Here is a 25,694-nt window from a genome sequence, read left to right as displayed (position 1 = left end):
CACTCCCAATGCCCAGCGCACCCTGCGTCTGAACGGGCAGTCTCTCTCGGCAGTGGCCCCGCTGGAAGACGGCGACATCATTGAGATGCCGGACGTTTTGATCCGGTTCGGACTGACTTCGGCGCAGCCCGTTTTCCGCGGCGCAGCGACGGCTGAAATCCCCCTCAAAGGACTGCGGAAGGTGGTGTTCGGCCGCGCCAGTGGCGACACTTCTGGCGACCCCAAAGTGGACCTCGATGCCGAAGATTCCCGCGTCTCCCGCATCCACCTGGAGATCGAACAACCCGAGGCTGGAGTCGCTTTCGCCTCTGACAAAAGTCAGACAGGCACCCTGCTCAACGGACAGCGTTTTGACCGCCGTCAGCTCATCGTGGGCGATCGATTGAAGCTCGGAAGCTACACTTTTGAGTTCACCGGCACCTCCCTCCGCCAAGTTTCCGCCTTCGGCGGGGCCAAGGTGGAATCCCGGCACCTCACCTTCACCCTGCCCAACGGCCGCAACATTCTGAATGACGTCTCCCTCGACGTCACCCCCTGCTCCTTCGTCGGCATCCTCGGTGGTTCAGGCCAGGGCAAGAGCACGCTCATGAACGCCCTGTGCGGCGTGAACCCCGCCAGCGCGGGCGAGGTGTACATCAATGGGGCCCGGCTGGGCGATCCCCGCCAGATGGCCGCCTCCGGCATCGGATATGTGCCGCAGGATGACATCGTGCACCAAGAGCTGACCGTCACCGAGGCCATCACCTACAGCGCCCGGTTGAAGCTGCCCTCTGGCACCCCACGCAAGGCAGTGCGGGATCTCGTGGAGGAGACCATCGACCGCCTGGGCCTGGCCGAGCACAAGGAGAAACGGATCTCCATGCTTTCCGGCGGCCAGCGCAAGCGCGTGAGCATCGCCACTGAGCTGCTGGCCAAGCCCAGCGTGCTCTTCCTGGATGAGCCCTCCAGTGGTCTCGATCCCAAGACGGAGTTCGACCTCATGTCCCTGCTCCGCCGTCTGGCTGGCACGGACTGCACCGTCATCTGCACCACGCACGTACTGGGGCGCGCCTACCTCTTTGACCAGCTGCTCTTCGTCCATGGCGGACACGTCATCTTCAACGGCACCCCGGACGAGGCGGAGCGCTACTTCAAGGTGGAACGCGGGCTCGATGAAATCTACCTGAAGGTGGGTGGCGACGAGACCCGCACCGCCGCCCAGTGGCGTCAGGAGTTCGAGGGCTCACGCCCTGAGGCCAAGCCCCTGGCGTATCTACCGCCTGCCCATGACGACCCCCTCCAGCAGAGCAGGCCCAAGCTTGGCCCCGGCTGGCTGCCCACCCTCTTCATCCAGCTGCGACGCCAGTGGAGCATCCTCAAGGCGGACCTGCTCAACCTGCTCTTCCTCCTCGCCCAGCCCGTCATCATCGCCGTCCTGGTCGGCTGGGTTGCAGACGATGCCGTCCTCCGCATGTTCCTCTGCATTGTGGCCACCCTGTGGTTCGGTTGTAGCAATGGTGCTCAGCAGATCGTGAGGGAGATCTCCATCTTCCGCCGGGAGCGCGTCTGCGGCCTGGGACTCAATGCTTATCTACAGAGCAAGTACGCCTTTCTCACCTTCGTTACGGTGCTTCAGGCCATCGTGCTCTTCATCGTCACCCTCGGGGTGGGTCACCTCCTGAACCCGTCGGACCTGAAGTCGGAGGCCTTCCTTAAGAAGGCCACGGAACGACTTACTCCCAAAGCCGTCGCAGTGCAGGCACCGGATGCAAGTGGCGGTCAGGCCCCCGCCGTCTCGCTCGATGAGTTTGAGATCGTCACGGAGGAAACGAAGAACGCGCCCAGCAACACCGCTCCCACCCCTGCACCGGTCGAGGTCGCCGCCCCGCCGGCTCCCAAGGGCCCCGGCCTCATCACCACGACCCTGCTGCGTGCTGCGCACTTCTTCGAGTTCGGCCAGAACCTGCTGGACACCACCGATCCCGGCGAGGGCAAACCTCCGACCCCGGACACGGGCATCAAGATGCTGGGCATCGGCATCACCGTCATGTTGCTGAAGCTGTTCGCCCTGTTCGCCGCCGCCTTCGTGGGCGTGGCCATCGGCCTCGCCATCTCTGCCCTGGTACGCAACAGCACCCAGGCCGTCATGTGGGTGCCCCTGGTGTTGATTCCTCAAATCCTCTTCGGCGGCTTCGTCGTGACCCGGCCCGAGATGACCGCCAGCGTGCGGATCGCCAGCACCGTGGTGCCGAGCTTCTGCGCCCAGCGCATGATGGACGTGGCCGGCATCTACGGCCAGACGACCCCGCGCATCAGCAACCGCACGAAGTATCCCGTCTTCCTCACTCCTACTGGTGAACAGGAATCCGTCACCTGGATGGAGGCTGGCAAGGAGTACACAGAGAAATACGACAAGGTCTCCGACTGGAACGTGAGCTGGCAGAACCTCGTCGTCTTCCCCAATCGCGTGGGCCAGCACCATCACCTCTTCGCCATGCGCCGCGGGGTCAAGGTGTACGACCAGTCCACCGAGCAGCGCAATGACGTGCGCTATGAAATGGGCACCCTTTTCCGATTCGCCTCCCCAGCCATCAGTTCCTTCCTCGTTCTCGGCGGCTGGATTGTCTCCTGCTACGTCATCACCATCATCGGCCTCGTCGGCAAGCAGAAAGGAAAATAGCCAGTGCGTCAGTGGGCGGTGCGCCAGTGCGTCAAGGTGTTGGGGCTGGAGCAGTACTAAGTACGTGCTCCAGCGAGCGTAGCGCAGATGGGCAATCAGCATCAGTCTCCGACCCCATCTCGTTCACTTTCGCCGGGTTCTCCGGTCAGGTCTGACGTCTGGCAGTCTGGCGTCTGCCCTCCTCTTTCACCTTGAACTCCGCCTCTCCGGGCGTAGGGCATCAACAAGATGCCAACCATCGGACTCGTCGCACATGACCACTGTAAAGATAATCTGCTCGCCTGGGCGCAGAAGCACAGCGAGCAGCTTCAGGGCTGGACGCTCTGCGCCACGGGCACGACGGGGAGCATCCTGGAAAAGGAGCTGGGGCTGCCGGTGCGCCGTTTCCTGAGCGGACCTCTCGGGGGCGACCTTCAGATCGGCACGGAGATCGCGGAGGGCCGCATGGACCTGCTCATCTTCTTCTGGGATCCCCTCTCCGCCCAGCCGCATGATCCGGATGTGAAGGCCCTGCTGCGCGTGGCCGTCTTGTGGAATGTACCAGTGGCCATGAATGAGGCCGGTGCCGACCTGTTGCTCATCGGTCTGGCACAGGGAACCTACCAGCGGTTCATCCCGGACCACACGAACTATCGTGCCGTCCGGGAGTTGCAGGCCGAAAGCTTGCGCGCTTCCACTTCAACGGGCTGCTGATTTCAGTTCCTCGAATCGCTTCCGCAGCTCCACCAGTTGTACCGCCTGGGCCGGGTCGCCAGCGAGGTTGTGCTCCTCTTTGGGGTCTGCCTTCAGGTCGAAGAGTTCCTCGTATTTGAAGTCAGGCCAGAAGAGGTATTTCACGTCCTTGCGAACGAGCGCCTCGGAGGCCGGGATGAAGTCCACGCTGCGCAGGGTAGCGTGTTCATAGAAGAACTCCTGCCGCCACGCCGGCGGGGTGGCAGCAAGATACAGGGGTGCGAAATCCTGCCCCTGCATAGTAGCGGGCGCTTTCACTCCCGTGGCCGCCAGGATGGTCGGAGCCAGGTCCACATTGAGGACGAACTCATCATTAGTGCCCCCACGCCGGGCCTCCGGAGTCCGCGGATCGCGCACGATCAACGGCACGCGGATGCTTTCCTCGTACGGGTACCACTTGTCAGCGAGACCGTGCTCCCCATGGAAGTAGCCATTGTCCGTGGTGAAGATCACCAGCGTCCGGTCCAGCACGCCTTGTGATTTGAGCGTCTCCAGCACTCGGCCGCACGCCGCATCCACCTCCGTGGCCATGCGGTAGTAGGCCTTCATGTACTCCTGGTATTTCTCCGGCGTGTCGAAGCGCCAGTGCCAGCGGTTGCGGCCTTCGTTCTTCTCATTGGCAATGAAGGGCGGCAACTTCTTGAAATGCTCATCCGAACCAGTGGCCGGCACGGGAATATTTACCTCCTTGTACAGACCCTCGCTCTCCGGCTGGTAGAGATACTGTTTCGGATTCTGGTCCTCCGCGTGGGTGGCGAAGAAGGCCAGGGTGAGACAGAAGGGCTTGTCCTTGGGCCGCGTGTCGAGGAACTCCAAGGCGTCTTTCTGGTTCTTCTGCGTCACGTGCACCGTGCTCCCGTCAGGCTCCTTGATGTAGTGCCTCCCGCTATAAGACCGGCCAAAGTCGAAAGCCTCCTGCGGAAACTTGCCGTTGTGCCACTTGCCCACGTGACCCACCCAATACCCCTGGCCACGCAACAGCCCCGGATAGGTCTCACCCATGGGGGTCTTGAACATTTGGAAGGCGGGATTCCCATGCCGCGACATCCACTGCCCGGTGAACAACGTGGCCCGGCTGACGCCACAGATGGAAGTGGTCACACAGGCCCGCTTGAACCGCGTCCCCTCCGCAGCCAGGCTATCCAGATTCGGCGTCTTCACCACCGGGTTACCTGCGCATCCCAGGGTGTCAAAGCGCCAGTCGTCCGCATAGAGCACCACCACATTCAATGGCCCGGCCTCCGCCGCGCCCAGTCGGGGCGCAGTCCAGAAAGCGATCAACGACAACAGAAAGACGGACAAGTAGTGATGACGCATGACAGGGAGCGGACAGGCAGGCAGTAAGGGGTTCGGTCTGCCCACTCGCTTGGCATTTCCAAGCGGAGGCGGGCGGTCAGTTCGTCTTGGGAACGTCGGCAGTCGGAGCTTTGTTGCCGGCCTTTTTGTTGCCTCCTCCGGCCCGACCACCCTGCATGGGGAAGTCCGCAGAGTCCACCCGGGCGCTCTTCATCAGCTCCAGCGCCCGGTTCACCCGGTCTGGATGCGCGGCCGCCACGTTGTGCGCCTCGCTCTCATCAGCCGTCAGGTCATAGAGCTCCACCGGCTGATTGGGACCGTTGCGCACCGCCTTCCAGTTCTGGTCAAACCGCAGCGCCTGGATGGAGGCGTTCTCATGCAGTTCCCAGTAGAAATACTCCCGCTTCGGGGCAGCGCCCCCTTTCAGGAATGAAACGAGCGACAGGCCATCTGGCTTGAAACCTTCGGGCAATACAGCCCCGGCAAGGTCCGCCGCCGTGGGCAGGAAGTCCCAAAAGGCCCATGGCTCATCGGAGACACGGCCCGCCGGAATGCTGCCCGGCCAACGCGCAATGGAGGCCTGCCGGAGCCCGCCTTCATACATGCCACGCTTGAACCCGCGCAGCTTGCCGCCCATGGCCTGATCAAACAACCGGCCCAACTCCGAGTCCGGCGGGAACGACGAGCCATTGTCGCCAGAGGTCATGACCAGCGTGCTCTCATCGATCTTGAGTTCCTTGAGCAGGTCCAACAACCGGCCCACATCACTGTCGAGCCGCGTCACCATCGCGGCATAGGCCTTCTGCGTGGGCGTCCAGTCTTTCTGATCGGCATAGATGCCCAGGTTGTCGATCTGGTAGTCGCCATGGGGCAGCGTGATGGCGTAGAACAGGAAGAACGGCTGGTCCGGAGCCTTGCGCTTCTGCTCGCGGACCCACTTCAGGCTCTCGTTGGCAAACAGATCCTGCACGTACGTCTTGCCATCCAGCTCCACCTGCTGGTCATCGTTCCAGATGTAAGGCGGGAAGTAGTTGTGCGCCTTGCGCTGGCAGTTGTGGCCGTAGAAGTGGTCGAACCCCTTCTTCAGCGGACTGCCCGTGGTGTCGAACATGCCCATCCCCCATTTGCCCACACAGCCCGTGGCATAACCCGTTCCTTTGAGCACCTGCGCCACCGTCAGCGTGTCGGCTGGCAGCGGCATCTGACCCTCCGGCTTGATCTCCCGGTTGGCCCGGATGGGGCAGTGGCCCATGTGCAGCCCGGTCATCAGCGACGAGCGTGAAGGCGCGCACACACTGGTGCCGCAATAGGCCTGCGTGAACCGAGTCCCTTCCGCCGCCATGCGATCCAGGTTCGGCGTCTTGATCAGCTTCTGCCCGTAACATCCCAAGTCCCCTTGGGCAAGATCGTCACTGAGGATGTAGATGATGTTGGGTTTGGCCGCGTGGGCTGCCTCCTGACTCACGGAGAGCAAGGCGGCGCCGAAGCAGAGATAGAGGAAGCTGCGGAAAGACATGGGCGTAGGGAACGAAGCGATTGAGGGGATCTTCTGTCGAAGTCACTTTCAAAAACCGCCAAGGGGGATGAACAAACCCGGCTAATTGAGACTTGTATCCCGCATGCTTGACGCCAGACGCAATACAGCATTTGAATGTGAACCAGTCACTGCGCATGCCCGAGCCCGCCAACAAGCCACCTTCATCCACCACTCTCAGGCCCGCCACTGAGGATGACCTTCCTATTCTGGCATCACTCCACCGTCTGGCGTTCTTCACAGCACTGCCTCAGATGCCGGTGCTCCACACCCCGGAAGAGGACCTTGAGCACTATCGTCACCGGCTGTTCCCTCACTCCGTCATCTGGCTGGCCGAGCAGGATCATCAGGTGGTTGGTCTTCTGGTGCTCCGCGCTGGTTGGGTGGAGCAACTCCATGTCCATCCGGATCGTCAACGCCGCGGCATCGGCTCGCGCCTCCTGAATCTGGCAAAGGAGCAATGCGAAGCACCCGAGCTCCGACTCTGGACCTTTCAAACCAACGCCCAGGCACAACGGTTCTATGAGAAACACGGTTTCCAAATCGAGCGGAAAACCGACGGCAGCGACAACGAGGAGAAGCAGCCCGACGTGCTCTACGTCTGGACCCGTCCGGTGCAAGGTCGGGTTTTAGGAAACACTTCTCGTCGCCTCTCCTTCGCTGACAACTGCCCCTCAGGCTGCCGCCGTCACTCAGGAGCACTTGACGCCAAGGGCGTCATACATACCAGCCCAGGGTCAGGCGAGGCACGAGCCGCCACCCTTGGTACATGGTCAGGCGGACGAGAACTCCGAAGTGAGTTCTACAAACCGCGACCGCATCCCTGAGGTGTTCACCGCATGCAACAGGATCGTCTCTTGGTGATCTGGACGGTCTGTAGAACTCCCTTGGAGTTCCAACGCTATCCCATCGATACCCGGGGTGGCGACCGCTTCGCGGTCTGACCCCGGGCTCTTATGTATCACGCCGTTGGCGTGAGCTTCTTTATCGTACTCATGCGCTCACCACTAAGATTGGCTTCCCATCCCACTCTGACTCCCATGCGCCTTGACGGGACGGATTGGCTCATGAGATAAGCAATGCTCCATCAACTGCCTCTGCTCCCGCCATGACGAAAAAGTTCCATCCTCTTTCCCTCGCCGCCCTCCTCATCGGTATCGTCTCGCTGTCGCCGATGCAGTCAGCTTTGAGTCAGTCGGCCTCTCCCGAGCCTGCCCTGGGCACTTACCACTGGCCCAACGGCACCGCAGGCGTGGATGCCTTCGCGACCTGGCTGGGGCGGGATACCGTGTGGGGGCTGGACTTCGTTGGCGGAGAATCCTGGGACAATGTCGGGTGGCCCACCTGGTGGCTGGAGACCTGGTCCGCGTGGGTCAAGGCTAAGCCAGGGAGACGTTTCGTGCTCTCCATTCCCCTGTTGGCAGGGCCCGTGGACGGCAGCGGGCCGACTCAAGGTGACAAGGGGAAAGGTGTGCCTGTTTCTCTGGAACAAGGTGCGACGGGCGCTTACAATCAGCACTTCAAGGATCTCGCAGAGAACCTCGTTCGCCACGGCTTGGGAGACTCCATCCTCCGCCCTGGCTGGGAGTTCAATGGAGACTGGTACACCTGGCGCGCCAAAGGCAAGACGGCCGCGTTCATTGGCTACTGGCGGCAGATCGTGAGCACCATGCGAGCTGTCCCCGGTGCAGAGGGCCTGAAGTTCTGCTGGAATCCGACCCTGGGAGATCAGCAGTTCCCCGCAGATGAAGCCTGGCCGGGCGACGAGTATGTGGACTACGTCGGCGTGGATGTGTACGACGAAACCTGGAACGCCGACACCTACCCGTGGCCGGCCCATGCCTCGGACGAGGAAATCACCCGACGCCAGAAGAAGGTGTGGGAGGAATGGATCATGCACAGCCCCCGCGGCCTCGCTTTCTGGACGAAATTCGCCAAGACTCACGGCAAACCCCTGGCGTTTCCTGAATGGGGGGTGGTGAATGGCAACCATGGCCACGGCGGCAACGACAACCCCTACTTCATCGAGCAGATGCACGCGTTCATCACCGACCCGGTGAATGCCGTAGCCTTCCACTGCTACTTCGACATCAACAGCCCGGAACTGCGCCACCAACTCTCACCCGGCCCGGCCAAAAGCGACAAGCCGGAAGGCACCCAGTTCCCCAAGGCTGCCGCGAAATTCAAAGCCCTGTTCGGCGTCGCCAAACCGTGAGCCCAGACCCTGTAGATGCCACTCCCTCCCCACCCGTGATCATCCGGGAGGCCCAGCCAGGTGATGCCTCCGCGCTGGAGTCGCTCTACCGCGAACTCGTGCGGGACCCGCACCTCTGCGTGTCCGAAGACCATCTGGCAGACATCGCACAGTCCTCGTGCAGTTTTCTTCTCGTAGCCGAATGCGAGCAAAAGGTGTGCGGCACGGCGCACCTGAATCTCTGCGCCGACGCCATGTACCGGCAGCAACCGTTTGGCGTGGTGGAAAACGTGGTCATCGCCGCCACCCACCGCGGCATGGGAATCGGCCGCCTCCTCATGGCGCAGGTCGAGGCACTGGCGCTGAAGCACGACTGTACCAAGCTCATGCTCCTGAGCAACCGGGCCAGAACCGAAGCCCACGCCTTCTTCCGCCGTTGTGGTTTCAACGATGAAACCAAGCAGGGGTTTGTGAAATACCGGCGGGAGTTCTCATGAGAGGCCAGCAATAGAATGTCTCAGCGACCTAGCCATCGTCCTGACCGCTTAAACGCCAATGCCATCAGGGAAAAGGTAACCAGGCCGATGATTTCCCTTTTACAAACGAGCTGAGGGCTGAAAGCCCGGAGTAATACCAGCCTTGGGCAACGCCCAAGGTTGGCGTTAGTTTTAGAGGTTGAGGGCTGTAGGCCCGAGGTCATTCAGGGATGCTCATCGTGGGCAGGCTTGATGAGGCCGGGCCTTCAGCCCTCAAGGGTTGTTTGGTCATCTATTCCTTGGGCGTTGCCCAAGGCTGGTATCACGCCGGACCTTCGGCCCTCATGAGTCTGCACAATCAGCCGACCGTGAAGTGGAGGTGCCGCAGCGTCTCTCATTCGCGCTCGGGGCATATTCCTTTTCCCTGATGGTATTGGCTCAAAAGCGGTGAAGCTCCTCTGCCAAACAACCCCAGATACCACATCCCCCTCAGGTCTTGCGTCTTGTGTCTTCAAGTCTTGCGTCTCCCGCGGAGCGGGCTCTGGCTTGCAACCACGGTGTCACAACCACCGCCACCAGGATCATGCCCGTTCCCACATAAAAACCCGGGCTCATCCGCTCTGTGTCCCCAAAGAAGAGCGCGGCGAGCAGGATGCCGTACACAGGTTCGAGGTTGTACACCACGTTGATGGAGAACACGGAGAGGCGTCGCAGCACATCCATGTACGCTGCATAGGCTCCCACGGTGCAGACCTGGGAGAGCACCAGCAGCCAGACCCAGTCCATGTTCTGCGGATGAGCCACCGGACGGCCTGAGGCCCCGGAGATCGCCAGCACGGCCAGAGCCCCGGCACAGGCTCCCGCCATTTGGTAACAGGAAATCACCGCGAAATGCTCCCGCGCCACCAGGTGCTTGTTGATCACGGCAAACAGCGCCCCGACAAACGCACAGCCCAGCCCGGCCGCAAACCCCTGCCAGTAAGCGAACTCCACCCGGAAGATCAGCCCCACCGCCAGCACCATGAGCAGGCCCATGCCCAGCTCCAGCCGGCTGATACGGCGGCCTTTCTCAAACAGGGGTTCGAGGAGGGAACACCAGATCATGGTGGTGGGCAGTGCCGCCATGGCCACGGACACGTTGCCCAGTTTGACCGCAAGGAAGAAGAGCATCCAGTGCGCGCCCACGAGGAGCCCGTTGCCCAGCAACTTCAGCGCGGTGCGACCTCCCACATTCAATCCCGCCTTCATGATGCGGGCCAGCACCGCCAGCCCCAACGCCGCCAGTCCCGTGCGCCATGCCACCGTCTCCACCGGAGGCAGGGAAATGAGCCGGCCCAAGGGCCCGGTGAAACCCCACGCCAGCACCACCAGATGGAGCTGGAGCCAGCTGGCCCAACTGGCGGCAGGTGAGGAAGAGGTGACAGGAAGAGAGGACACAATGACGGAGGTGAAAGAGCACAAGCGGACATCCAAATCCGCCCCACTGACTACGAAATGCTGACGGCCGGGGTTGCGGTTGCTACCGGGCGGCTAAAACGCCCCGCGATGAGCAAGGCGCCCAGCACGCCCAGCACCACCGACGACAGCCAGACGAGATTCGGTGAATACTGGTACATTCCCAGACTGAATGCGGAGGCCGAAATGTTCCCCAAGCTCCACGCCCAGCTCAAAAAGCCCGAGTACCGGCCGCGCATGTCATCCGGGGCCAGGCTGGCCGCATAGGCCTGCTGGCGGGAGAATGCCATCATCTCGCCAAAGGTGAAGACCACCATGGCGAGCAAAAAGGCCCCGAGGCCAACTCCAAAGGAGAGCACCAGGAAGCTCACGCTCATGCCGATATAGCCCATGGCAATGCAGTTCCGCACCGGCCACGACCGCGTGACTGCCGTGAGCGGCATTTCCATGAGGCAGATCATCATGCCATTCACCGCCATGACGAATCCATAGAGCTCCAGGGGCTTGAAGTGGAACCCCTGCCAGTCCAGTGCTGGCACGCAGTTTTCAAAATGCAGCGCAAACGTGGTGGTGAGCTGCCGGAAGACAATGGAGATCGTCACGCAAGCTGCTGCCAGCGCCAGGAACGGCCGGTTGCGCCGGATGGAAGCCAGCGCGTGCCCCCATCCGCTGGTCTGACGCGTGCCCCGATTCCCCTTCGGCAACATGATCAGCGCCACCAGCCCAAAGAACACCGCGGTGGCGGCATCTCCGGCAAAGAGCCAGAAGAAGGAGTGCTCGGCCAGGAAACCCGCCGCCATGGGCCCCACGGCCCAGCCCAGATTGACCGAGAATCTCATCACTGCATACGCGGCCAGCCGGTGTTCCACCGGAATGATGTCCTGCACCAGGGCACTCGTCGCGGGATTCCCCGCTTCCATGAACAACCCCGTCAGAAAAGCGAGCGAGACCAGCAGGGGAAAAGTGTGCGCCTGCGAGAGCATCATCATCGCCGCTGCCCCGGTGAACGACGCTGTGGCCATAGTGATGTTTCTTCCCACCCGGTCCGCCATCCAGCCCCCCAGACCTGCGGCCAAAAAACCTCCCGCAGCATAGGCCGCCACCGTCAGCCCCGCCTGCGCCGGCGTGAACCCGCTGCGTGTCATGAAGATCGTGAGGAACGGCACCACAAAGACGCCGAATTTGTTCACGAACGTGGCCCCGATCAGGGCCCAGAAGGCGGGTGGAAAGGCTCTTAAACTCTCTCTGAAGGTGGGCGGGGACATGGCTGGGAGCGGGAAGCGGGCGATGGTGGGGCGGCTGGCATGATGAGCTGAAAACAAAAAACCCGCTCACGAGGTCGTGGGCGGGTGCAAGTGACGGGAGACAGGGAGAAAAACGACGTCAACTTGCGCAGCGGGCCCACACGGTACCAATGACGGCACGAACGAATTCGTGACGCTTGGAAGTGAGGTGCATTTTTGGCTGCGGAGACATCGAGGTTTGGAGCGTATGGAAAAAAAGCAATTTGTCAAATCGGGAGCGTGACTCTTTGGCCCCGCCCTCGTCTGGCAATCACTATCGGATCACCTTCACCGGCATGCCCACATAGGCGTTCTCGTAGAACTTGGGCACCACGTTGCGGTCCATACGGATGCAACCGTGAGAGGCGGGATAACCGGGGAGATAGCCCTGGTGCATGCCCACTCCATCCCAGGTCAGGCGCATGAAGAAATTCATGGGAGCAGGCACGTACTTGCCGCCCGCAGGCACAGAGGAGCGCGGTGTAGCATCGTTGTTCACGGAGTTCCCGGAAGAATCCTCCACATGCCCGTACGAGGACGACACGTGGTCGATGTCTTTTTCCAGAATCTTGTAATCGCCAGACGGGGTGGCGCGCATTTCCGTACCGGAGGAGATGGCCGCTACGCCAATCACGTGGCCCGCCCGGTAAAACTCGGCCACCTGGCGGCGGAGATCGACCACGATATAGCTCTCGCCTTGGGAACCATCGTCATCCCAGTAGGACACCGGTTCAGCCACGCCGAGCTGCTGGGGCGCAGTGGGTACCGGGCCACCCAGGCCAGCCAGATAGTTTGCACCCAGGTTTTCCTTGGGGGGAGTGACACAGGAGGAGAGCAGGAAAAGGCCGGCAAGAGCTGAGAGGACGGTGGATTTCATGCGGGTCGTCAATAATTGGGGGGCCTTTGTGTGGCCCCGAATGCGCTCTGATTCAAATGAAATGACCTAAGCGGTTCTCGACGATGAGAAAGACAGCCCCTCAGCTTCAGCTTGGCATACCTCGGCCAACAAGGGTGCCGCAGTGGCGTCAATGCTCTCCAGAAGGGCTGGCGGAAGGTGGGCCAACGGTTTCGCATTCGACCCCCGAAGTCCCAGGGCTTGCGCATCAGAATTCAGGTGCTCGATGTGCTCCTGGAGACGTCTCAACGCCGCCTGGATGCCCTCAGACGTGAAAGGGATTCTTAGGGCGGTTGCCGACGCCTCGAGCTGCGCGGCTGTCAGCGGAACGTCGTCCTGATACGTGAGAAACAGACACTTCGAGGGATGGAGTCTGCGGTAGGCCAGGATGGTCTGCACGTGGTCCACCCAGAGGTCGAGCTTCCACCTGGTGAACTCCTCCAGCGTCACCCCGGGTGTCAGCCAGCCACGTTCCAGTGCGACGATGTGGTAGGACAGAATGGCCGCCGCCGGATGCCTCACCATGTAGACCTTCTTGCCCTCGGACCGCCGCAACACCTCCGTGAGATGATGCGAGCGATACAAGGCCGCCCCCGAGAGTTTTTCGAGAATGCTGGTCGGTTCTCCGCCAGGTTTATGCACATCGGGCACGATCTCCGCGAACGGGAGTCCCGTCTTCGGCCCCATCTCGGCTGCTCCACCTTTGGAGCTGGTCCGCCACCTGTAGTACCAGGTGCTATCCAGCCCCTGCCATTGATTGACCAGGTCGGTGATCAAATAGCAGAGCCAACGTGAGCCCGACCTGGGAAAAGCCAGGAGAAAGCGATCCGCTGGCTTGATCCCATCCAGAAAAGTCTGGCTCAAGGGCATGAAGTTCTCGCCGGTTTCCATAGCTTGCCTGTTCTACCAGCGAATGCCCACCCGCATCAACAATGTGGAAACCAGCGCCTTGAACTGAGCCCGGTTCACCCGGCGGGCCAGTCCGCCCCGGTTGAACTCCTTCCCCAGTTCCCGCTCGCGCAGCAACTGCATTTCCTTGTACCCGTCGGTATTGATCGTGACCGCATTCTTCTGCTCGCTGTGCATGCGGAATGCGCCGGTGAAGTACGGCAGGCGCACCATCTTGGCACCAGCCTTCTGCAGACGCAGGAGGAGGTCCCAGTCCAGCGCGAACTGGAAACTGGGATCCATACCGCCGATTTTTTCATAGATGCTGCGACGCCAGAAGCAGGTCTCCTGGGGGATGAAGTCCGCCCAGAGCAGGAGTTCTGCATCATGCACGGGAAGGACCCAACGGGCGACCTCATAGCTGCGCTCGTTGATCACCAGACGGTGGCCATAGACCACATCCACCTCAGGGTGGCGGGCAAAATAGTCCGCCACATACGCCAGAGTGCCAGGCAGGATGAGGTCGTCGGAATTAAGCCACGCCATGATGTCTCCCGTAGCCTTCAGCAGGCCCTGACGCACCGCGTCAGCCTGCCCGCCATCGCGGGCGCTCTGCCAGTGGGCCAGGCGGGGCTCATACTTCTTGATCACCTCCACCGAGGCATCCGTGGAGCCACCATCCATGATGATGTATTCCAGATGAGGATAGTTCTGGTCCAGCAAGCTCCGCATCGTTTCATCCAGATACACCGCCTGGTTGTACGAAGGGGTGACCACACTGATCTTGGGCAATTGCTCCACGGGGAGCTTCGGCTTGGGAACCGTGTCGAGCTGCATGGGGCGGGCCTCAAACTGCTTCAGCACCCCCAGCCGCATCCAATGAGTCCAGATGAGCGTCTCCAGGGAGGGCATCCAGCTCAACGCCCGCCGGATCAGCGAGTCAGAGAAGCCCCCTGGCAGCGGTGCCGTGGCGTCATACGAAGGCATGAGATGCGGTGAAGTGTAGAAGTTCACCAGCACGTTCTCTGTGCTGCGCAGCCTCTGAGCCAGCTCCCGAATCGCATGGCGACGCCGGCGCAACAGCTTGCGATACACGTTGTTCCGCCGATGGACCTGCTGGGCCTCTTTCTTCTTCAGGCTCCACTTTTCACGCATCTGTGACCAGAGCTGCTCCCGCTTCTGATCGGTTTCCTCCAGCCTTGTGATCAGCTGATTGCGCTCTTCCAGCAGCCCCAGCAATCGCGCGACCTCCTTCTCCAGGTCTTCCTTGCTCGCCCTCCCGTCCACGGACGCCCCCTCTGCGGTGCCGCCGGCACGGCGGGCCACAAGGTCCATGTAACGTTTTAGCAAAACTTCTTTGAATTTCGGCATGGAGTAAAAGAGGAGGGAGGGGTAGCCCGCCACTCTTAGGCATCTTTGCCTTTCCCTCAATCGCCAATAAATAAGGAAAACCACTCCGCTTCTCCGGACGCGGAATCTGAACTTGCATCCTCAGAGCACCGGCAGGCTAAAAACCGCCCGGGCCCCGCGTGTGCCATCCCGGTTCTCCAGCTCGACTTTCCCGCGGTGCAGTAGCGCCGCCTCCTTCACAAAACAGAGGCCCAATCCGCTGCTCTTTCGGCCAGTCTGCGGGCGCGGCAGGGAGTAAAATCGCTCAAACACCCGCTTTTTCGCATAGTCGGGGAGCCCAGGTCCGTCGTCCTCGACGACAAAGCAGGCCCGGTCGTCCACCACCTTTAAGCCAATGGAGACCAGCCCGCCCTCTGGCGAAAAATCCACGGCGTTCTGCACCAGATTGTTCAGGGCGGTATGGAGCAGGAACGTGTCGCCCTTCACCTCCACATCGTCCTGGATCCAGTGATCGATTCGCAGCCGGTTTTGCACCAGCATCGGCTCGAAGTGCTCACAAACTTCCCGGCACACCGCGCTCAAGTTCACAGTGGCGGTCTCATCCAGCGCCTTCTTTTTCTCCAGCCCGGCCAGCGCCAGCAGGCGGTCGAGCAGATCCTGGAGCCGCAGGGACTCACCATGAATGTTGCGGAGAAACTTGCGCCGCTGCTCCTCAGGCATCGAACTCTCCTGCAACAGTTCCGCCGCCCCACGGATGGCCGCCACGGGGCTCTTCAGCTCATGGGTCATCGTCTGCACGTAGTGCTCCACGTATTCACGGTTCTCCAGCACATCCCGCATGGTCTCAAACGCCCCGCCCAGCGTTTTCATCTCACTGCCGTGGAGGGCGGGCACAGCGGGACGCTCTCCTGCAGAGATGGCCTGCGCATAGTCGGTCAGACGACGGATCGGGCGGGTCGTCCACCGGGCCAGAAGGAAGGAACCCATCACCATGCACAGGATGAGGGACCCGATGGTCCGTTTGAGCCAGGCCCGGGTTTCATCGCGGAACTTGAACACGCTCCTCTGCGGCTTCGCCACGCTGACCACCCCCACCACCTTGCCGTCCACCTTGATGGGTGCCGCGGAGTACATCACGGAGGAATTGACGTCCTTCTCATCCTCCCGGGAGGAGCGGGCACCGTAAAAGCCGTTAAGAGTGAGAACCACGTCCCGCTTGGCCCGCTTCTCCCCCACCGTCTCCGGGTGCAGGGAGTCAAACAGCACCACTCCTCGCGCGTCGGTCGCGTACACATCCATGTCCACCCGCGTCTTGAGGAACGAATAGATGCGCGCCTCAAACTGGCGGTTCTTCGCCCCTTCCATGGCCGCCTTCACCGGTGTCGAGTCCAGAGTGCCGTCTGCCCTCATGTCCCGGGCCAGCATCTCCGCCAGCACGTGCGCGATGTCCACCATGGGCTCCTCTGCCGCCTCCAGGTACTGCCGTTCCACCCGCTCCAGCACTTGATCCATCATCAGCCAGAATCCAATGGCCGAGATGAGGGCGAAGCCGAACAACAGCTTCGACGTGAGGGACATGGAGAAGGAAAACTTCAAAGCTCAACAAGCAAAAATCAATAAGTAGCCCCGGCCCAGCGGCTCTCTCAACCCCAGGCTTCGGTGAGCGAGTAGCCCATGCCGCGATGCGTGACGATGGCCTCCGCCTCGTCCCTGATGAGCTTCATCTTGGCCCGAAGAGACTTCACATGCGCGTCCACGGTGCGCTCCATGGCGGCATCCGGCTCATCGGAGGCGTGCTCCATGAGCTGGCTGCGGCTGAAAACCCGGCCGGGATGGCGGGCCAACGTTTGCAAGAGACGGTATTCGTAGCGGGAGAGAGGCAACACCTCACCGAAGTACCGGATCTGGCAGCGCGTCTCATCCACCACCACTGGGGTGGTCGCTCCGACGGGGCCCGCCTGGGGTTGTACCCCGACTTGGGACTGAATCTGGCTCGTGGCAGCAGGAGCTGCTTGGGGTTGGGTCCGCCGCAACACCGCTCGCACCCGCGCCGTTAGCTCCCGCGGGCTGAAGGGCTTGCACAGGTAGTCATCGCCCCCGATCTCCAGGCCCACCACGCGGTCCACCTCAGAAGAACGGGCCGTCAGAAAGATCACGGGCACGTTCTTGGACGTACGCACTTGCCGACAAACCTCGAAGCCGGTCATGTCCGGCAGGCCAATATCCAGCACCACCAGGGAGAATTCCTCCTGGTTTAGCGTCTCCAGCGCCGAGGCCCCTGTGCCAGACACCTGCACAGAAAACCCTTCCGACTCCAGAGAGTACTGCAGGGTGTCGGCAATCGACGGCTCATCTTCAACGACAAGGATGCGGGGACGGATGGCCATGGGAGAGTCAGCGCGGGATGTTTCTGGTGCCGACCAAGGCACAGTGTGGGAGAAGAGCATCTGATTTTATCGGGTCACGCACGATTCGTCACCCCGAGACACTCGTGGATCAAAATCGTGCGGCACCCCCAGCATCCTTCGCCGCGTTGAAAGATGTGTGAAGCGAGGGTGAAATCGCCATGAATTCAGCGGCGGAGGGACACAAAAAGTTCTTTTGAATCCCCTGCTGACACGGGCACATTGGACAAAACTACTTCCCATGCCCGTGAAGTCCTACACTCCCGAGGAGTACTACGTGCTTGAGCGTCTCGCCGAGTACAAGAGCGAGTACTACCAGGGAGAGATCTTTGCCATGTCTGGCACGACCACCCGGCACGCCATGGTGGGGACCAATTTGCTAGGGGAATTGCACGCCTCGCTGAAGGGCAAGCGTTGTTCCCCTATCAACAGCGACCAGCGCATCAAGGTGCAGGCCACGGGGCTGCGCACGTATCCGGACGTCAGCGTCTTCTGTGGTCCCAAAGAATACGATGCCGAGGATTCCCAGCGGGACACCGCCACGAATCCCACCATGCTGTTCGAAGTCCTCTCCGAATCGACGGAAGGCTACGACCGCGGCACCAAGTCGGAGCACTACCGGCGCATTCCCTCTCTCCAGGGCTACGCCCTGCTCTCGCAGGACAAGGCGCACATTGAGCTCTTTGAGCGCCAGGGAGATGGATCATGGCGGCTTACCGAAGCCACCGGTCTGGAGTCCTCGATTGCTCTGTCATGCATCGACGTCACGCTTCACCTCGCAGATGTTTATGCCGGAGTGGAGTTCGATGAACCCACTTCCCTGAAGGTGATCCAGCCCGACAGGGTGTGATGGGGGCGGCGCGCCCGGACTACTCCCGGGGACACGCTACAGCGTAGTCCGATGGTCCCCATCGGCTCAGACGCCGAAGGAACGCGCGGACAATCGCCACAGCACCTCCGTCCCATCCCACGCGCCTCTCTCCGCTCCCACAGCCGGACGGCACGTCCGGACTACACCCGAAGCGACGCTGCGAGGTAATCCGGCAATCTCAACCGCCTATATCTCCCACCACCCTGGTTCAACCAAACAACTGCGTGAGCGGCTGCCCTTTGTCCGCCACAGTAAACGGCCGCTTGCTGGGTGAATACAGCACCTGGTCCAGCGGGATGCCCAAGGCATACGCGATGGTGGCGTTGAAGGCGGGAATGTCCACTTTGTTCTCCGCCACCTCGAAGCCCTTCTCATCCTTTTTCCCGTAGGCCTGGCCTCCGCGAATGCCCCCGCCGGCAAACAGACAGGTGAAGGCCTTGGGATGGTGGTCGCGACCGTCGTTCTGGTTGATCTCCGGCGTGCGGCCGAATTCCGTGGCCAGCACCACCAGGGTCTCGCTCAACAGCCCGCGGGCCTCCAAGTCCTGGAGGAGGGTGCTCAGCGCCGCATCCAGCTCTTCACAAAGCTCCGGCACACGAATGAAGTTGGCGTTGTGCGTATCCCAACTGCCGAAGCTTACCTCCACGAACCGCACCCCGTGTTCCACGAGGCGGCGGGCCAGCAGGCAGCCCTGGCCAAAGGAGGATTCACGCCCATAACGATCACGCAGGTCGTCGTTTTCTTGGCTCAGGTCGAAGGCCTTGAGCTCCTCGCTCTTCATCATGCGCACGGCATCATCGTACATGTCCGCGTAGGCACGCACGTTCTTGACGTTGTATTTTTGCGCGAAGGTGGTGTCGAGCTGGCGGGCCGCCCCCAGACGGCTGCCAAAGCGGTCCTCACTGCTGGCGAACCAGCTGTTGATCTTGCTGTTGGAGACACCGTCATCCGGGTCATTCACCATGAGCGGGCTGTACTTGGCCTCAAAGAACCCGGCCCCGGGGTGGCGGCTGTCGTTCCCGATCATCACACTGCCCGGCAGGCTGGGATTGCCACGCTCCTGGAACTTCTGGAGCCAGGCACCCATGGCGGGGTGGCGGATGGAGCTGCGCAGCGTGTAGCTGGTGTGCATGTAGTACTGTCCCTGCTCATGCGCCCCCTGCGTGGAGTTCATGGAATTCACAAGCGCCACCTTGTCCATCTGGCGGGCCATGAGGGGCAGATTGGAGCTGATGCGGATGCCGTCCGCCGTCGTCTTGATGGCCTCCGTCTCCCCACTCACCTCCTTGTTCTCCGGGCGGGGGTCAAAGGTGTCCAGGTGGCTCATGCCGCCGGTCATGTAGAGGTAGATCACATTGCGCGCCGTCGCCACCTGCTTGAGGGGTGAGGTGCCCAGCCCGGCGGCGGCAAGGCCGCGCCCCTGGAGCTGGTTCAGGAGAGACACTCCAAGGAAGGTCTTGGCCGCGCCGCTCACAAACTGGCGGCGGGTGGGCTGGTCCACGGACTGGAAGAGCGGGTTCATGGAAATGAGTGCGGGAAAAGATTGGTTACTGGATGAAGAGAAACTGGCGGGTGTTGAGCACGGTCCAGAGGATGTCCCCCCGGCCTTCCAGCGGGTTCTGCTCCACCATCGGGCGCAGCACCGCTTTCTCCTCCTCCGTCGCACGGCGGCTCAGCGTGCTGAGGTAGATGGTGTCGATCGCGGCATTCACATCCTTGCCATCCTTCCGGACTTCACGCGTGATCGTGGCGAAGGGACTGAGCAGATTGCGGAACAACGTTCCGTTCATCATGGTCAGCGCCTGCATCACGGAGGCATCGCGGTTGCCGTTCTCCACCAGCTCCCGGTCACTCTGACCGTACAGTCTGAGGAAGTGCCCGTTGGGGGCCGGATTGCGCAGATCCGCCGCGCGAACCAGGTTGCGATCCCGGTACTCGGCAAACTTGCGGTAGTTCTCCTTCTTCTCCTTCGTGTCCACACCCCACTCCAGCATCTCGCGGTCGCGCATGGCCGTCTGCCAGTTTGAATAATCCTTGCGCTGCTGGGCCAGGACAAAATCCAAGGCCTCATCCATGGTCGGAATCTTGCCGAAGTGTTTCACTGCGGCCGCGATCTGTGCGACGAACTCTGGGTCCGTCTGCTTCGCCACCACGCCAGGCTCCTTGGCGATCTGCTCCGCCAGCTTCTGGAAGCCGGCGTTGAAGACGATCTCGTCGGACTTTGCGTAGATCTTCTGCCGCTGGGTCTTGGCCGCCCGTTTGGCCTCGCGCACCTCCGCTTCGCTCAAGGTCCCCGCCTTGAGCGCCGCCGTCTTGGCCTGGATGTCTTCATTCAGATCCTTGCCGTAGGCAGCGATCTTCCGCGCCCCTTCCACCAGCTCCGCCGGGGTCTGGGCCAGAATGGTGCGATCCATCCACTCCACTTTGGTGAGGAGTTGCTTCGTGTCCATGTAGGTGGCATGGCTGGCCTCATCCGGGTTGTCCTTGGCCAGGGCCACGATCGAATCCCAAATCTGTTCTGCCGTCATGCGACGCAGCAGCGGTCCGGGGAAGTGGTACTGGGCCCCCAGCTCCACATCGGCAGAGAAGGCCTCCCGCTGGTAAGTCTGGGAGTTCAACAGGATGCGCAGGTACGCCTTCATGTCGTAATTCACCTGCTTCATGGTAGTTTCAAGGAACTCCATGAGGGCCGGGTTGCTCGGCACCGTGGAGTCTGTGATCTCATCCACGGGGTCGATCACCCCCATGCCCATGACTTTCTTCCAGAGCCGGTTGGCCACCACCAGGGTGAAGCGCGGATTCTCCCGCGAGGTCATCCACTGGGAATAAGCCAGGATCGGAGCCTCACCCTCCTTGACGATCTTGCCGTCCTTGGAGAAGGCCACCGGGATCATCGGTTCGATGTTCGCACCCGGTCTGGCGTCCTTGTACTGGTAGTCACCGGGCAGCTTCAGCGCGCGGTCCAGGGAGTACACATGGTTGAAGCGCAACCGGAACAGGATCTCGCTGAAAGCCTTGTTCATCGTCCGGCGATCTTCGCCCGCCAGACCTTGCTGGGTCATGAAGCGGTTCACATCCGCCGCATTGGCCAGGGCGTTGGACCCGGCCATGCCATTGCTGTGCGCGGCCATCTGGTAGTAGTCCATCTGACTCCACTTGTCGAAGGGATGGTTGTGGCACTGGGCGCACACCATCTGGGTGCCCAGGAAGACCTGGGTCGTCACCGCCATGTTGTCCAGTGGCATCCCCAGATCCCGCATGTAGAAGCCCATGGCCCCATCTTCATAGGTGGCACCATCTGCCGTCAGGAGCTCCCGCACCATCCGATCATAGGGCTTGTTGTCTCTCAATGACTCCTTGAGCCACTGGATGTACGCCGCACCGGCCTCGCGACCCTGGCCACCTGGAGCGATGCCGTTCTTCACCCGCAACACATCTGCCCAGAAGTTGAAGGCATGCTGCACATAGCCATCGCTGTTCAGCAGTTGATCAATGAGCTTCTGCCGCTTGTTGCCATCCTTGGATTCCAGGAATGCCACGGCTTCCGCCTTGGTAGGGATGCGACCAATCACATCCAGATAGATGCGGCGCACAAAGATCTCATCGGAGGCCGGTGCATTGTGCTGGATCTTTTCCGCCGCCAGTTTGGTGGCCACCAGTTCATCAATCTTCGCCGCCGCCTGCTGAACCTCCACCTTGCCAGTGTAGAGAGGTTCCTTGGCTGGCGGTGTCTCCAGGAAGGTGACCTGCGCATTGCGATCCGCCCGCTTGGCGTTTTTCGCCGCCGCTTTGACCTTGGGCTTCGCGGTGGGTACAGCGGTCGGACTGACCGCCGGGGTCACCTTGGGAGTCATTTCCTCATCCGCGCCTGGCGCTCTGCCGGGAAGTGACATCACCACCACAGCCGCTGCGGTGGTCACCGCGCGCAAGCCTGTCGTCAGGTATTGCTTTCTCACTGATTTCATCGCTCTGGAGTCAAGTCGTTTGGACTGCGTCGTGTGCCGCAGCATTCAAAGTGGGTCACCAATGTTGCCACTGGCTGGCGCGTGAAAACGAAGCCGGTGGACGCGCCTTTCATTTTTTTCTAAGTGGCTCGCAGCACCGCTTTCGGGATCTGGCGCAAGCGTGATCCAAACAATCGCAAGGGATTGGGAGAATTCGTGTCCAAAACCCCCGCGATTTTGCCTCAAGAGAAGCGGCGTCCTTCCGGCCTGACTCCCTCGACGGGAAGGAACCGCTCCAGCACGCTCATTCTGAACTGCTTGCCTCACACAAGCGACTCCCGTCATCATGTCAGCCTCCATCCTTCTCCCATCTCGTTCCGTTTGCACTTCGTCTACGCGCCGATGGAGTATGCTGCTGTTGGGAATGGCTTCCCTGCTCACAACCCTCCCCGCGAATGCGGCTAACTTCTATTGGCGCGGCAGCAGTGGCACGGGAGGATCCGCCGACTGGGACACCACATCATCATTCTGGTTCGACAGCACCTTGAAACCCTGGGCGACCGGGAATGCTGCCATCTTCGGATCACCCACTGACACGGATGCCGGGTTGGGAGGCACCGTGACCTTGCGTTCCGCGATTAGCGCGAACACCCTGGTCTTCCAGAGCAAGGCCAATGGTTACCTTCTTCAAGGCGACACCAGTGCTCGCATTCTCACCTTGGGTGGGAACATCACCATCGATCCCGCCGCGACCGTTACCTTCGGCCAGAATCTCACCGTACAGCGAGCAGGGCAGATCCACGTGGATGGCGGTGGCAAGCTGGTTATCGACAGCGGCGCGACCTTGAGCACCACTGGGACCAGTTTCCTCAACATCAACGGAGGCACCACTGTCGAGGTCAAGACCGGTGGCATCTTGAGTTCGGGAGAAACCTTCATCGTCGGGACCACCGCCTCTGGCAACGGTGCCTCGGGATCCGGAACCCTTCTGATCAGCGGCGGCATCGTCAATGCCGGTGCTAACTCCTCCGGCAGCCGCAATTTCATCCTGGGCAACCGGACCAGTGCCGCAGGCGACGTGGTCGTGACTATCACTGGCGGCCAACTCAATGGCAATGCCTCCGCCACCACCGGTCTGGTGTTTGAGAACACCGGAGCCAGCTCTGCCATCTTCAACCTGGATGGTGGCACCGTCACCGTCCGGCGAGTGTTGCGCTCTGGCACCCCCGACGTGGGTAAAGTCACAGAGTTCAACTTCAACGGAGGGGTGCTCAGGGTCACTGATACCGCAGGGGACGCCGCGGATGCCAACTTTGCCTTCCTCGCTAACACGTCCGGCATCACCTACAACGTGAAGGAAGGCGGGGCCATCATTGACACCAACGGACGCAACATCCTCGTGGCTGCCAAGCTCATTCATGCCGGCGTTGCGGCGATCGATGGCGGCTTCACCAAACGAGGGCTGGGCATTTTGCAGCTTCACGGAGCCAACACCTACACCGGTGCCACCGTGATTGAGGCTGGCACGTTGAGCATCGCCTCCGATGGCAACCTCGGCACGGCCCCCACAACCGCCACACCCGCCAGCCTGGTGATCCATGACGGTGCCACTCTGCGAGTGACACCTCCTGCTACACCCACCCCGGAAGTGGTGTTAAGCACCAACCGCGGTATCGCCATCGGTGCCGCCACCGGCACAGGCGCAGCCACCATCGAGGTGCAGCCCGGCACCCTCACCTACGCGGGCGTCATCACCAATCGGGGCACAGGCGCGGCGGGACTGATCAAGACCGGTGCAGGGGTGCTCAATCTCTCTGGCTCCACCGCCAACACATTCAGCGGCCCCATCACGGTAAAAGCGGGCATTCTGCGTGCCGCCAGCGCAGCGCGACTGGGCACCGCCACCAATGATCCGGCTAACTTCGTTCTGGACGGCGGCGGCTTTGACTACACCGGCGGTGGCTCCCCCATTGAGCGCGGCATTCACGTCACCGCCAATGGCGGCACCCTCTACAGCTCCGTGGTGGCGTGGCGGCTTAATGGCAACATCACCGGGTCCGGCACGCTCACCATCAATGTGGCGACAGGATTCATCTCCACCTCAGGCGACAACAGCGCTTTCACCGGCGACATCGACGTCGCTGCCGGCGAGTTCTACCTGCGCAAGGCGTCCGGCATGGGCACCACGGCCGGCAAGACTACCGTACGCAGCAATGCGGTCCTTTCCTTGGACCAGAACGGCTCCGGCGGTGGCGGCCAAGTTCCGGGAGACAACAACTACAAGGACGCTCTGGTGCTTGAAAACAACGCCACCCTGCGCAATCGCGGCGGTACCGGCGGAGGCGCGACCAACAGCATCTACTCCGGAACCGTGACCCTGCAATCGGGAGTGGCCGTGATGGACATCGTCGGCAGGGTGCTCACCCTGCAAAACGTCATCAGCGGAGCAGGAGGCATCAACAAAACTGGCGTGGGTGAACTGGTCGTGGAGGCGCAGAACACCTACACTGGGAAAACCACCGTTTCGGCGGGCACTTACTCTCTGGGAGCCTCTGCCTCCATCGCTGACAGTCCGTGGCTTCAGGTGGACAGCGGTGCCACCCTCAAAACGACCGCGCTCACCGGGACCGGTGGCTACACCAGCAGCAGCCAGGTCTTTTCCGGCTCCGGCACCTTCCTCGGCAATTTTGGCTTGAGCGGCACCGCCCTCATCAAGGCTGGCGATTCCACGACCCAGGCCTTGAGCGCGATTGCCAGTGCAGGAGATCTCACGGGAAACCTCACTTTTGACGGAAACCTCTCCCTCGCTTCCAACGCCAGCGCGACCACCCGCGCCATCTTCGGCCTGGGCGGCGCTGGAGCAGGCCAGTTCGACCGGATCACCGTCACTGGCGTCCTCAGTGTGGGAGCCAACACCCGGTTCGAGGTCATGTGGGTCAATGGATTCGAAGCAGGCTGGGGCCAGTGGTTCGATCTCCTGGACTGGGCGTCGGGCTCCGCTATCTGGGGCACCTTCGACCCGGCCCGGGAAACCTCACTGGACCTCCCTGAGTTCACCCTCGGCTCCGGGCTCTACTGGGACTACAGCACCTTCAAGGACGACGGCATCATCCGTGTGGCACCCGAGCCATCCCGTGCACTGTTGCTGCTCGCAGGATGCACCAGCCTTCTCCTGCGGCGGCGGCGCAAAGGGGGACCTTATTCCCCGATGTAAACGGGCGTGCCCAGCGCCACCAGGTCGTAGAGCTCCACCACGTCCAGATTTCGCATGCGCACGCAGCCGTGGCTGCCTCGCTGACCGATCAGCTCCTCCTGGTTGGTGCCGTGGATGTACACGTAGCGGTCCTTCGTGTTCGCGTTGCGCATCTCTGCACCTTCCAGCCACAGGATGCGGGCCAGGATGAGGTCCGCGTCGGTCATTTCCCCGGGCGTCCATTCGCCCACGGCCTTCCGACTCTTGAATACGGTGTGCAACGGGCTGTCCGCCCCGTGCTTCTCCGCGACCCGAAAGGCCCCCAGCGGCGTGCGGTTCGAGCCTTCCTCAAACCCAATGCCGAACTTCGAGGTGCTGCATGGCCAAATCTTCACCTGGCGCGTACCGTCCCATAAGGAAAGGGTTTGCGTAGCGACCGAGACTTCGAGGCGTGGGTGCGAAAGTTGCATTTTGCGGGCGTCGGGGTAATCTGCCCGCCCTTTTCTACAAAGCAAACAC

At 61.5% G+C, this 25,694-nt stretch carries 19 protein-coding genes; 7 read left to right on the top strand and 12 right to left on the bottom strand.

Annotation, left to right across the window (positions count from 1 at the left end; translation table 11 throughout):
- On the top strand, window positions 1–2,659 hold a 2,659-nt coding region (locus BV106_RS06915; RefSeq protein ID WP_038162452.1), incomplete at its 5' end, for an ATP-binding cassette domain-containing protein.
- Window positions 2,660–2,887: 228 nt separating this feature from the next.
- Window positions 2,888–3,352 carry a methylglyoxal synthase gene (locus tag BV106_RS06910; protein ID WP_051945299.1) on the top strand — a complete coding sequence of 155 codons (465 nt, stop codon included), beginning with the start codon at window positions 2,888–2,890 and terminating at the stop codon, window positions 3,350–3,352.
- Here BV106_RS06910 and BV106_RS06905 read toward each other — a convergent pair.
- Together BV106_RS06905 and BV106_RS06900 are read right to left on the bottom strand one after the other, a co-directional pair.
- Window positions 3,338–4,708: a sulfatase gene (locus BV106_RS06905; RefSeq protein ID WP_265595408.1), complete on the bottom strand. Its 1,371-nt coding sequence runs from the start codon at window positions 4,706–4,708 to the stop codon at window positions 3,338–3,340. The genes BV106_RS06910 and BV106_RS06905 overlap by 15 nt on opposite strands.
- A gap of 76 nt (window positions 4,709–4,784) precedes the next feature.
- Entirely contained in the window at window positions 4,785–6,203 is a 1,419-nt protein-coding gene (locus BV106_RS06900) for an arylsulfatase (RefSeq protein ID WP_051945297.1), read from the bottom strand.
- A 155-nt stretch (window positions 6,204–6,358) separates the two neighbouring features.
- Between BV106_RS06900 and BV106_RS37110 the strand changes: the two genes are divergently transcribed.
- The 3 genes from BV106_RS37110 to BV106_RS37105 all read left to right on the top strand — a co-directional run bounded on the left by BV106_RS37110 (window position 6,359) and on the right by BV106_RS37105 (window position 8,912).
- Window positions 6,359–7,048, top strand: a complete 690-nt coding sequence (locus BV106_RS37110; RefSeq protein WP_081891569.1) for a GNAT family N-acetyltransferase — start codon at window positions 6,359–6,361, stop codon at window positions 7,046–7,048.
- A 281-nt stretch (window positions 7,049–7,329) separates the two neighbouring features.
- Entirely contained in the window at window positions 7,330–8,436 is a 1,107-nt protein-coding gene (locus tag BV106_RS06890; protein WP_051945296.1) for a glycosyl hydrolase, read from the top strand.
- Complete coding sequence (locus BV106_RS37105) at window positions 8,433–8,912, top strand: GNAT family N-acetyltransferase (RefSeq protein ID WP_051945294.1); 480 nt, start codon at window positions 8,433–8,435, stop codon at window positions 8,910–8,912. Before BV106_RS06890 ends, BV106_RS37105 begins: the two co-directional genes overlap by 4 nt.
- A gap of 468 nt (window positions 8,913–9,380) precedes the next feature.
- Here the strand turns inward: BV106_RS37105 and BV106_RS06880 are convergent, their stop codons facing one another.
- The 7 genes from BV106_RS06880 to creB form a co-directional block, all read right to left on the bottom strand.
- A complete protein-coding gene (locus tag BV106_RS06880) occupies window positions 9,381–10,328 on the bottom strand; it encodes a DMT family transporter (protein WP_051945292.1) in 948 nt (315 codons plus the stop codon).
- Window positions 10,329–10,378: 50 nt separating this feature from the next.
- The gene (locus BV106_RS06875) at window positions 10,379–11,611 is read right to left on the bottom strand and encodes an MFS transporter (RefSeq protein WP_265595407.1); all 1,233 of its coding nucleotides are present in this window, start codon (window positions 11,609–11,611) and stop codon (window positions 10,379–10,381) included.
- A 292-nt stretch (window positions 11,612–11,903) separates the two neighbouring features.
- Window positions 11,904–12,506, bottom strand: a complete 603-nt coding sequence (locus BV106_RS06870; RefSeq protein ID WP_051945290.1) for a L,D-transpeptidase family protein — start codon at window positions 12,504–12,506, stop codon at window positions 11,904–11,906.
- A 66-nt stretch (window positions 12,507–12,572) separates the two neighbouring features.
- A complete protein-coding gene (locus BV106_RS06865; RefSeq protein ID WP_038162445.1) occupies window positions 12,573–13,415 on the bottom strand; it encodes a sulfotransferase domain-containing protein in 843 nt (280 codons plus the stop codon).
- A 12-nt stretch (window positions 13,416–13,427) separates the two neighbouring features.
- Entirely contained in the window at window positions 13,428–14,783 is a 1,356-nt protein-coding gene (locus BV106_RS35180) for a glycosyltransferase (RefSeq protein WP_265595406.1), read from the bottom strand.
- 120 nt (window positions 14,784–14,903) lie between these two features.
- The gene (creC, locus tag BV106_RS06855) at window positions 14,904–16,340 is read right to left on the bottom strand and encodes a two-component system sensor histidine kinase CreC (protein ID WP_038162460.1); all 1,437 of its coding nucleotides are present in this window, start codon (window positions 16,338–16,340) and stop codon (window positions 14,904–14,906) included.
- A 65-nt stretch (window positions 16,341–16,405) separates the two neighbouring features.
- Entirely contained in the window at window positions 16,406–17,149 is a 744-nt protein-coding gene (gene creB / locus BV106_RS06850) for a two-component system response regulator CreB (protein WP_081891565.1), read from the bottom strand.
- Window positions 17,150–17,414: 265 nt separating this feature from the next.
- Here creB and BV106_RS06845 point away from each other — a divergent pair, with 265 nt between their 5' ends.
- Window positions 17,415–18,017, top strand: a complete 603-nt coding sequence (locus BV106_RS06845; protein ID WP_265595405.1) for a Uma2 family endonuclease — start codon at window positions 17,415–17,417, stop codon at window positions 18,015–18,017.
- 229 nt (window positions 18,018–18,246) lie between these two features.
- Here the strand turns inward: BV106_RS06845 and BV106_RS06840 are convergent, their stop codons facing one another.
- Window positions 18,247–19,560, bottom strand: coding sequence for a DUF1501 domain-containing protein (locus tag BV106_RS06840; protein ID WP_038162441.1), 1,314 nt, complete (start codon window positions 19,558–19,560; stop codon window positions 18,247–18,249).
- Between the two features lie 25 nt (window positions 19,561–19,585).
- Window positions 19,586–22,003, bottom strand: coding sequence for a DUF1549 domain-containing protein (locus tag BV106_RS35175; RefSeq protein WP_051945286.1), 2,418 nt, complete (start codon window positions 22,001–22,003; stop codon window positions 19,586–19,588).
- A gap of 403 nt (window positions 22,004–22,406) precedes the next feature.
- On the opposite strand from BV106_RS35175, the gene BV106_RS06830 reads away from it, so the two are divergent.
- Window positions 22,407–25,196, top strand: a complete 2,790-nt coding sequence (locus BV106_RS06830; RefSeq protein ID WP_265595404.1) for an autotransporter-associated beta strand repeat-containing protein — start codon at window positions 22,407–22,409, stop codon at window positions 25,194–25,196.
- Here BV106_RS06830 and BV106_RS06825 read toward each other — a convergent pair.
- Window positions 25,181–25,645: a L,D-transpeptidase gene (locus tag BV106_RS06825; protein WP_038162438.1), complete on the bottom strand. Its 465-nt coding sequence runs from the start codon at window positions 25,643–25,645 to the stop codon at window positions 25,181–25,183. The genes BV106_RS06830 and BV106_RS06825 overlap by 16 nt on opposite strands.
- Between the last annotated feature and the right edge of the window lie 49 nt (window positions 25,646–25,694).

Source organism: Verrucomicrobium sp. BvORR106 (assembly GCF_000739655.1).
GTDB lineage: Bacteria > Verrucomicrobiota > Verrucomicrobiia > Verrucomicrobiales > Verrucomicrobiaceae > Verrucomicrobium.
This window is presented reverse-complemented; position numbering and strand designations above follow the sequence as displayed.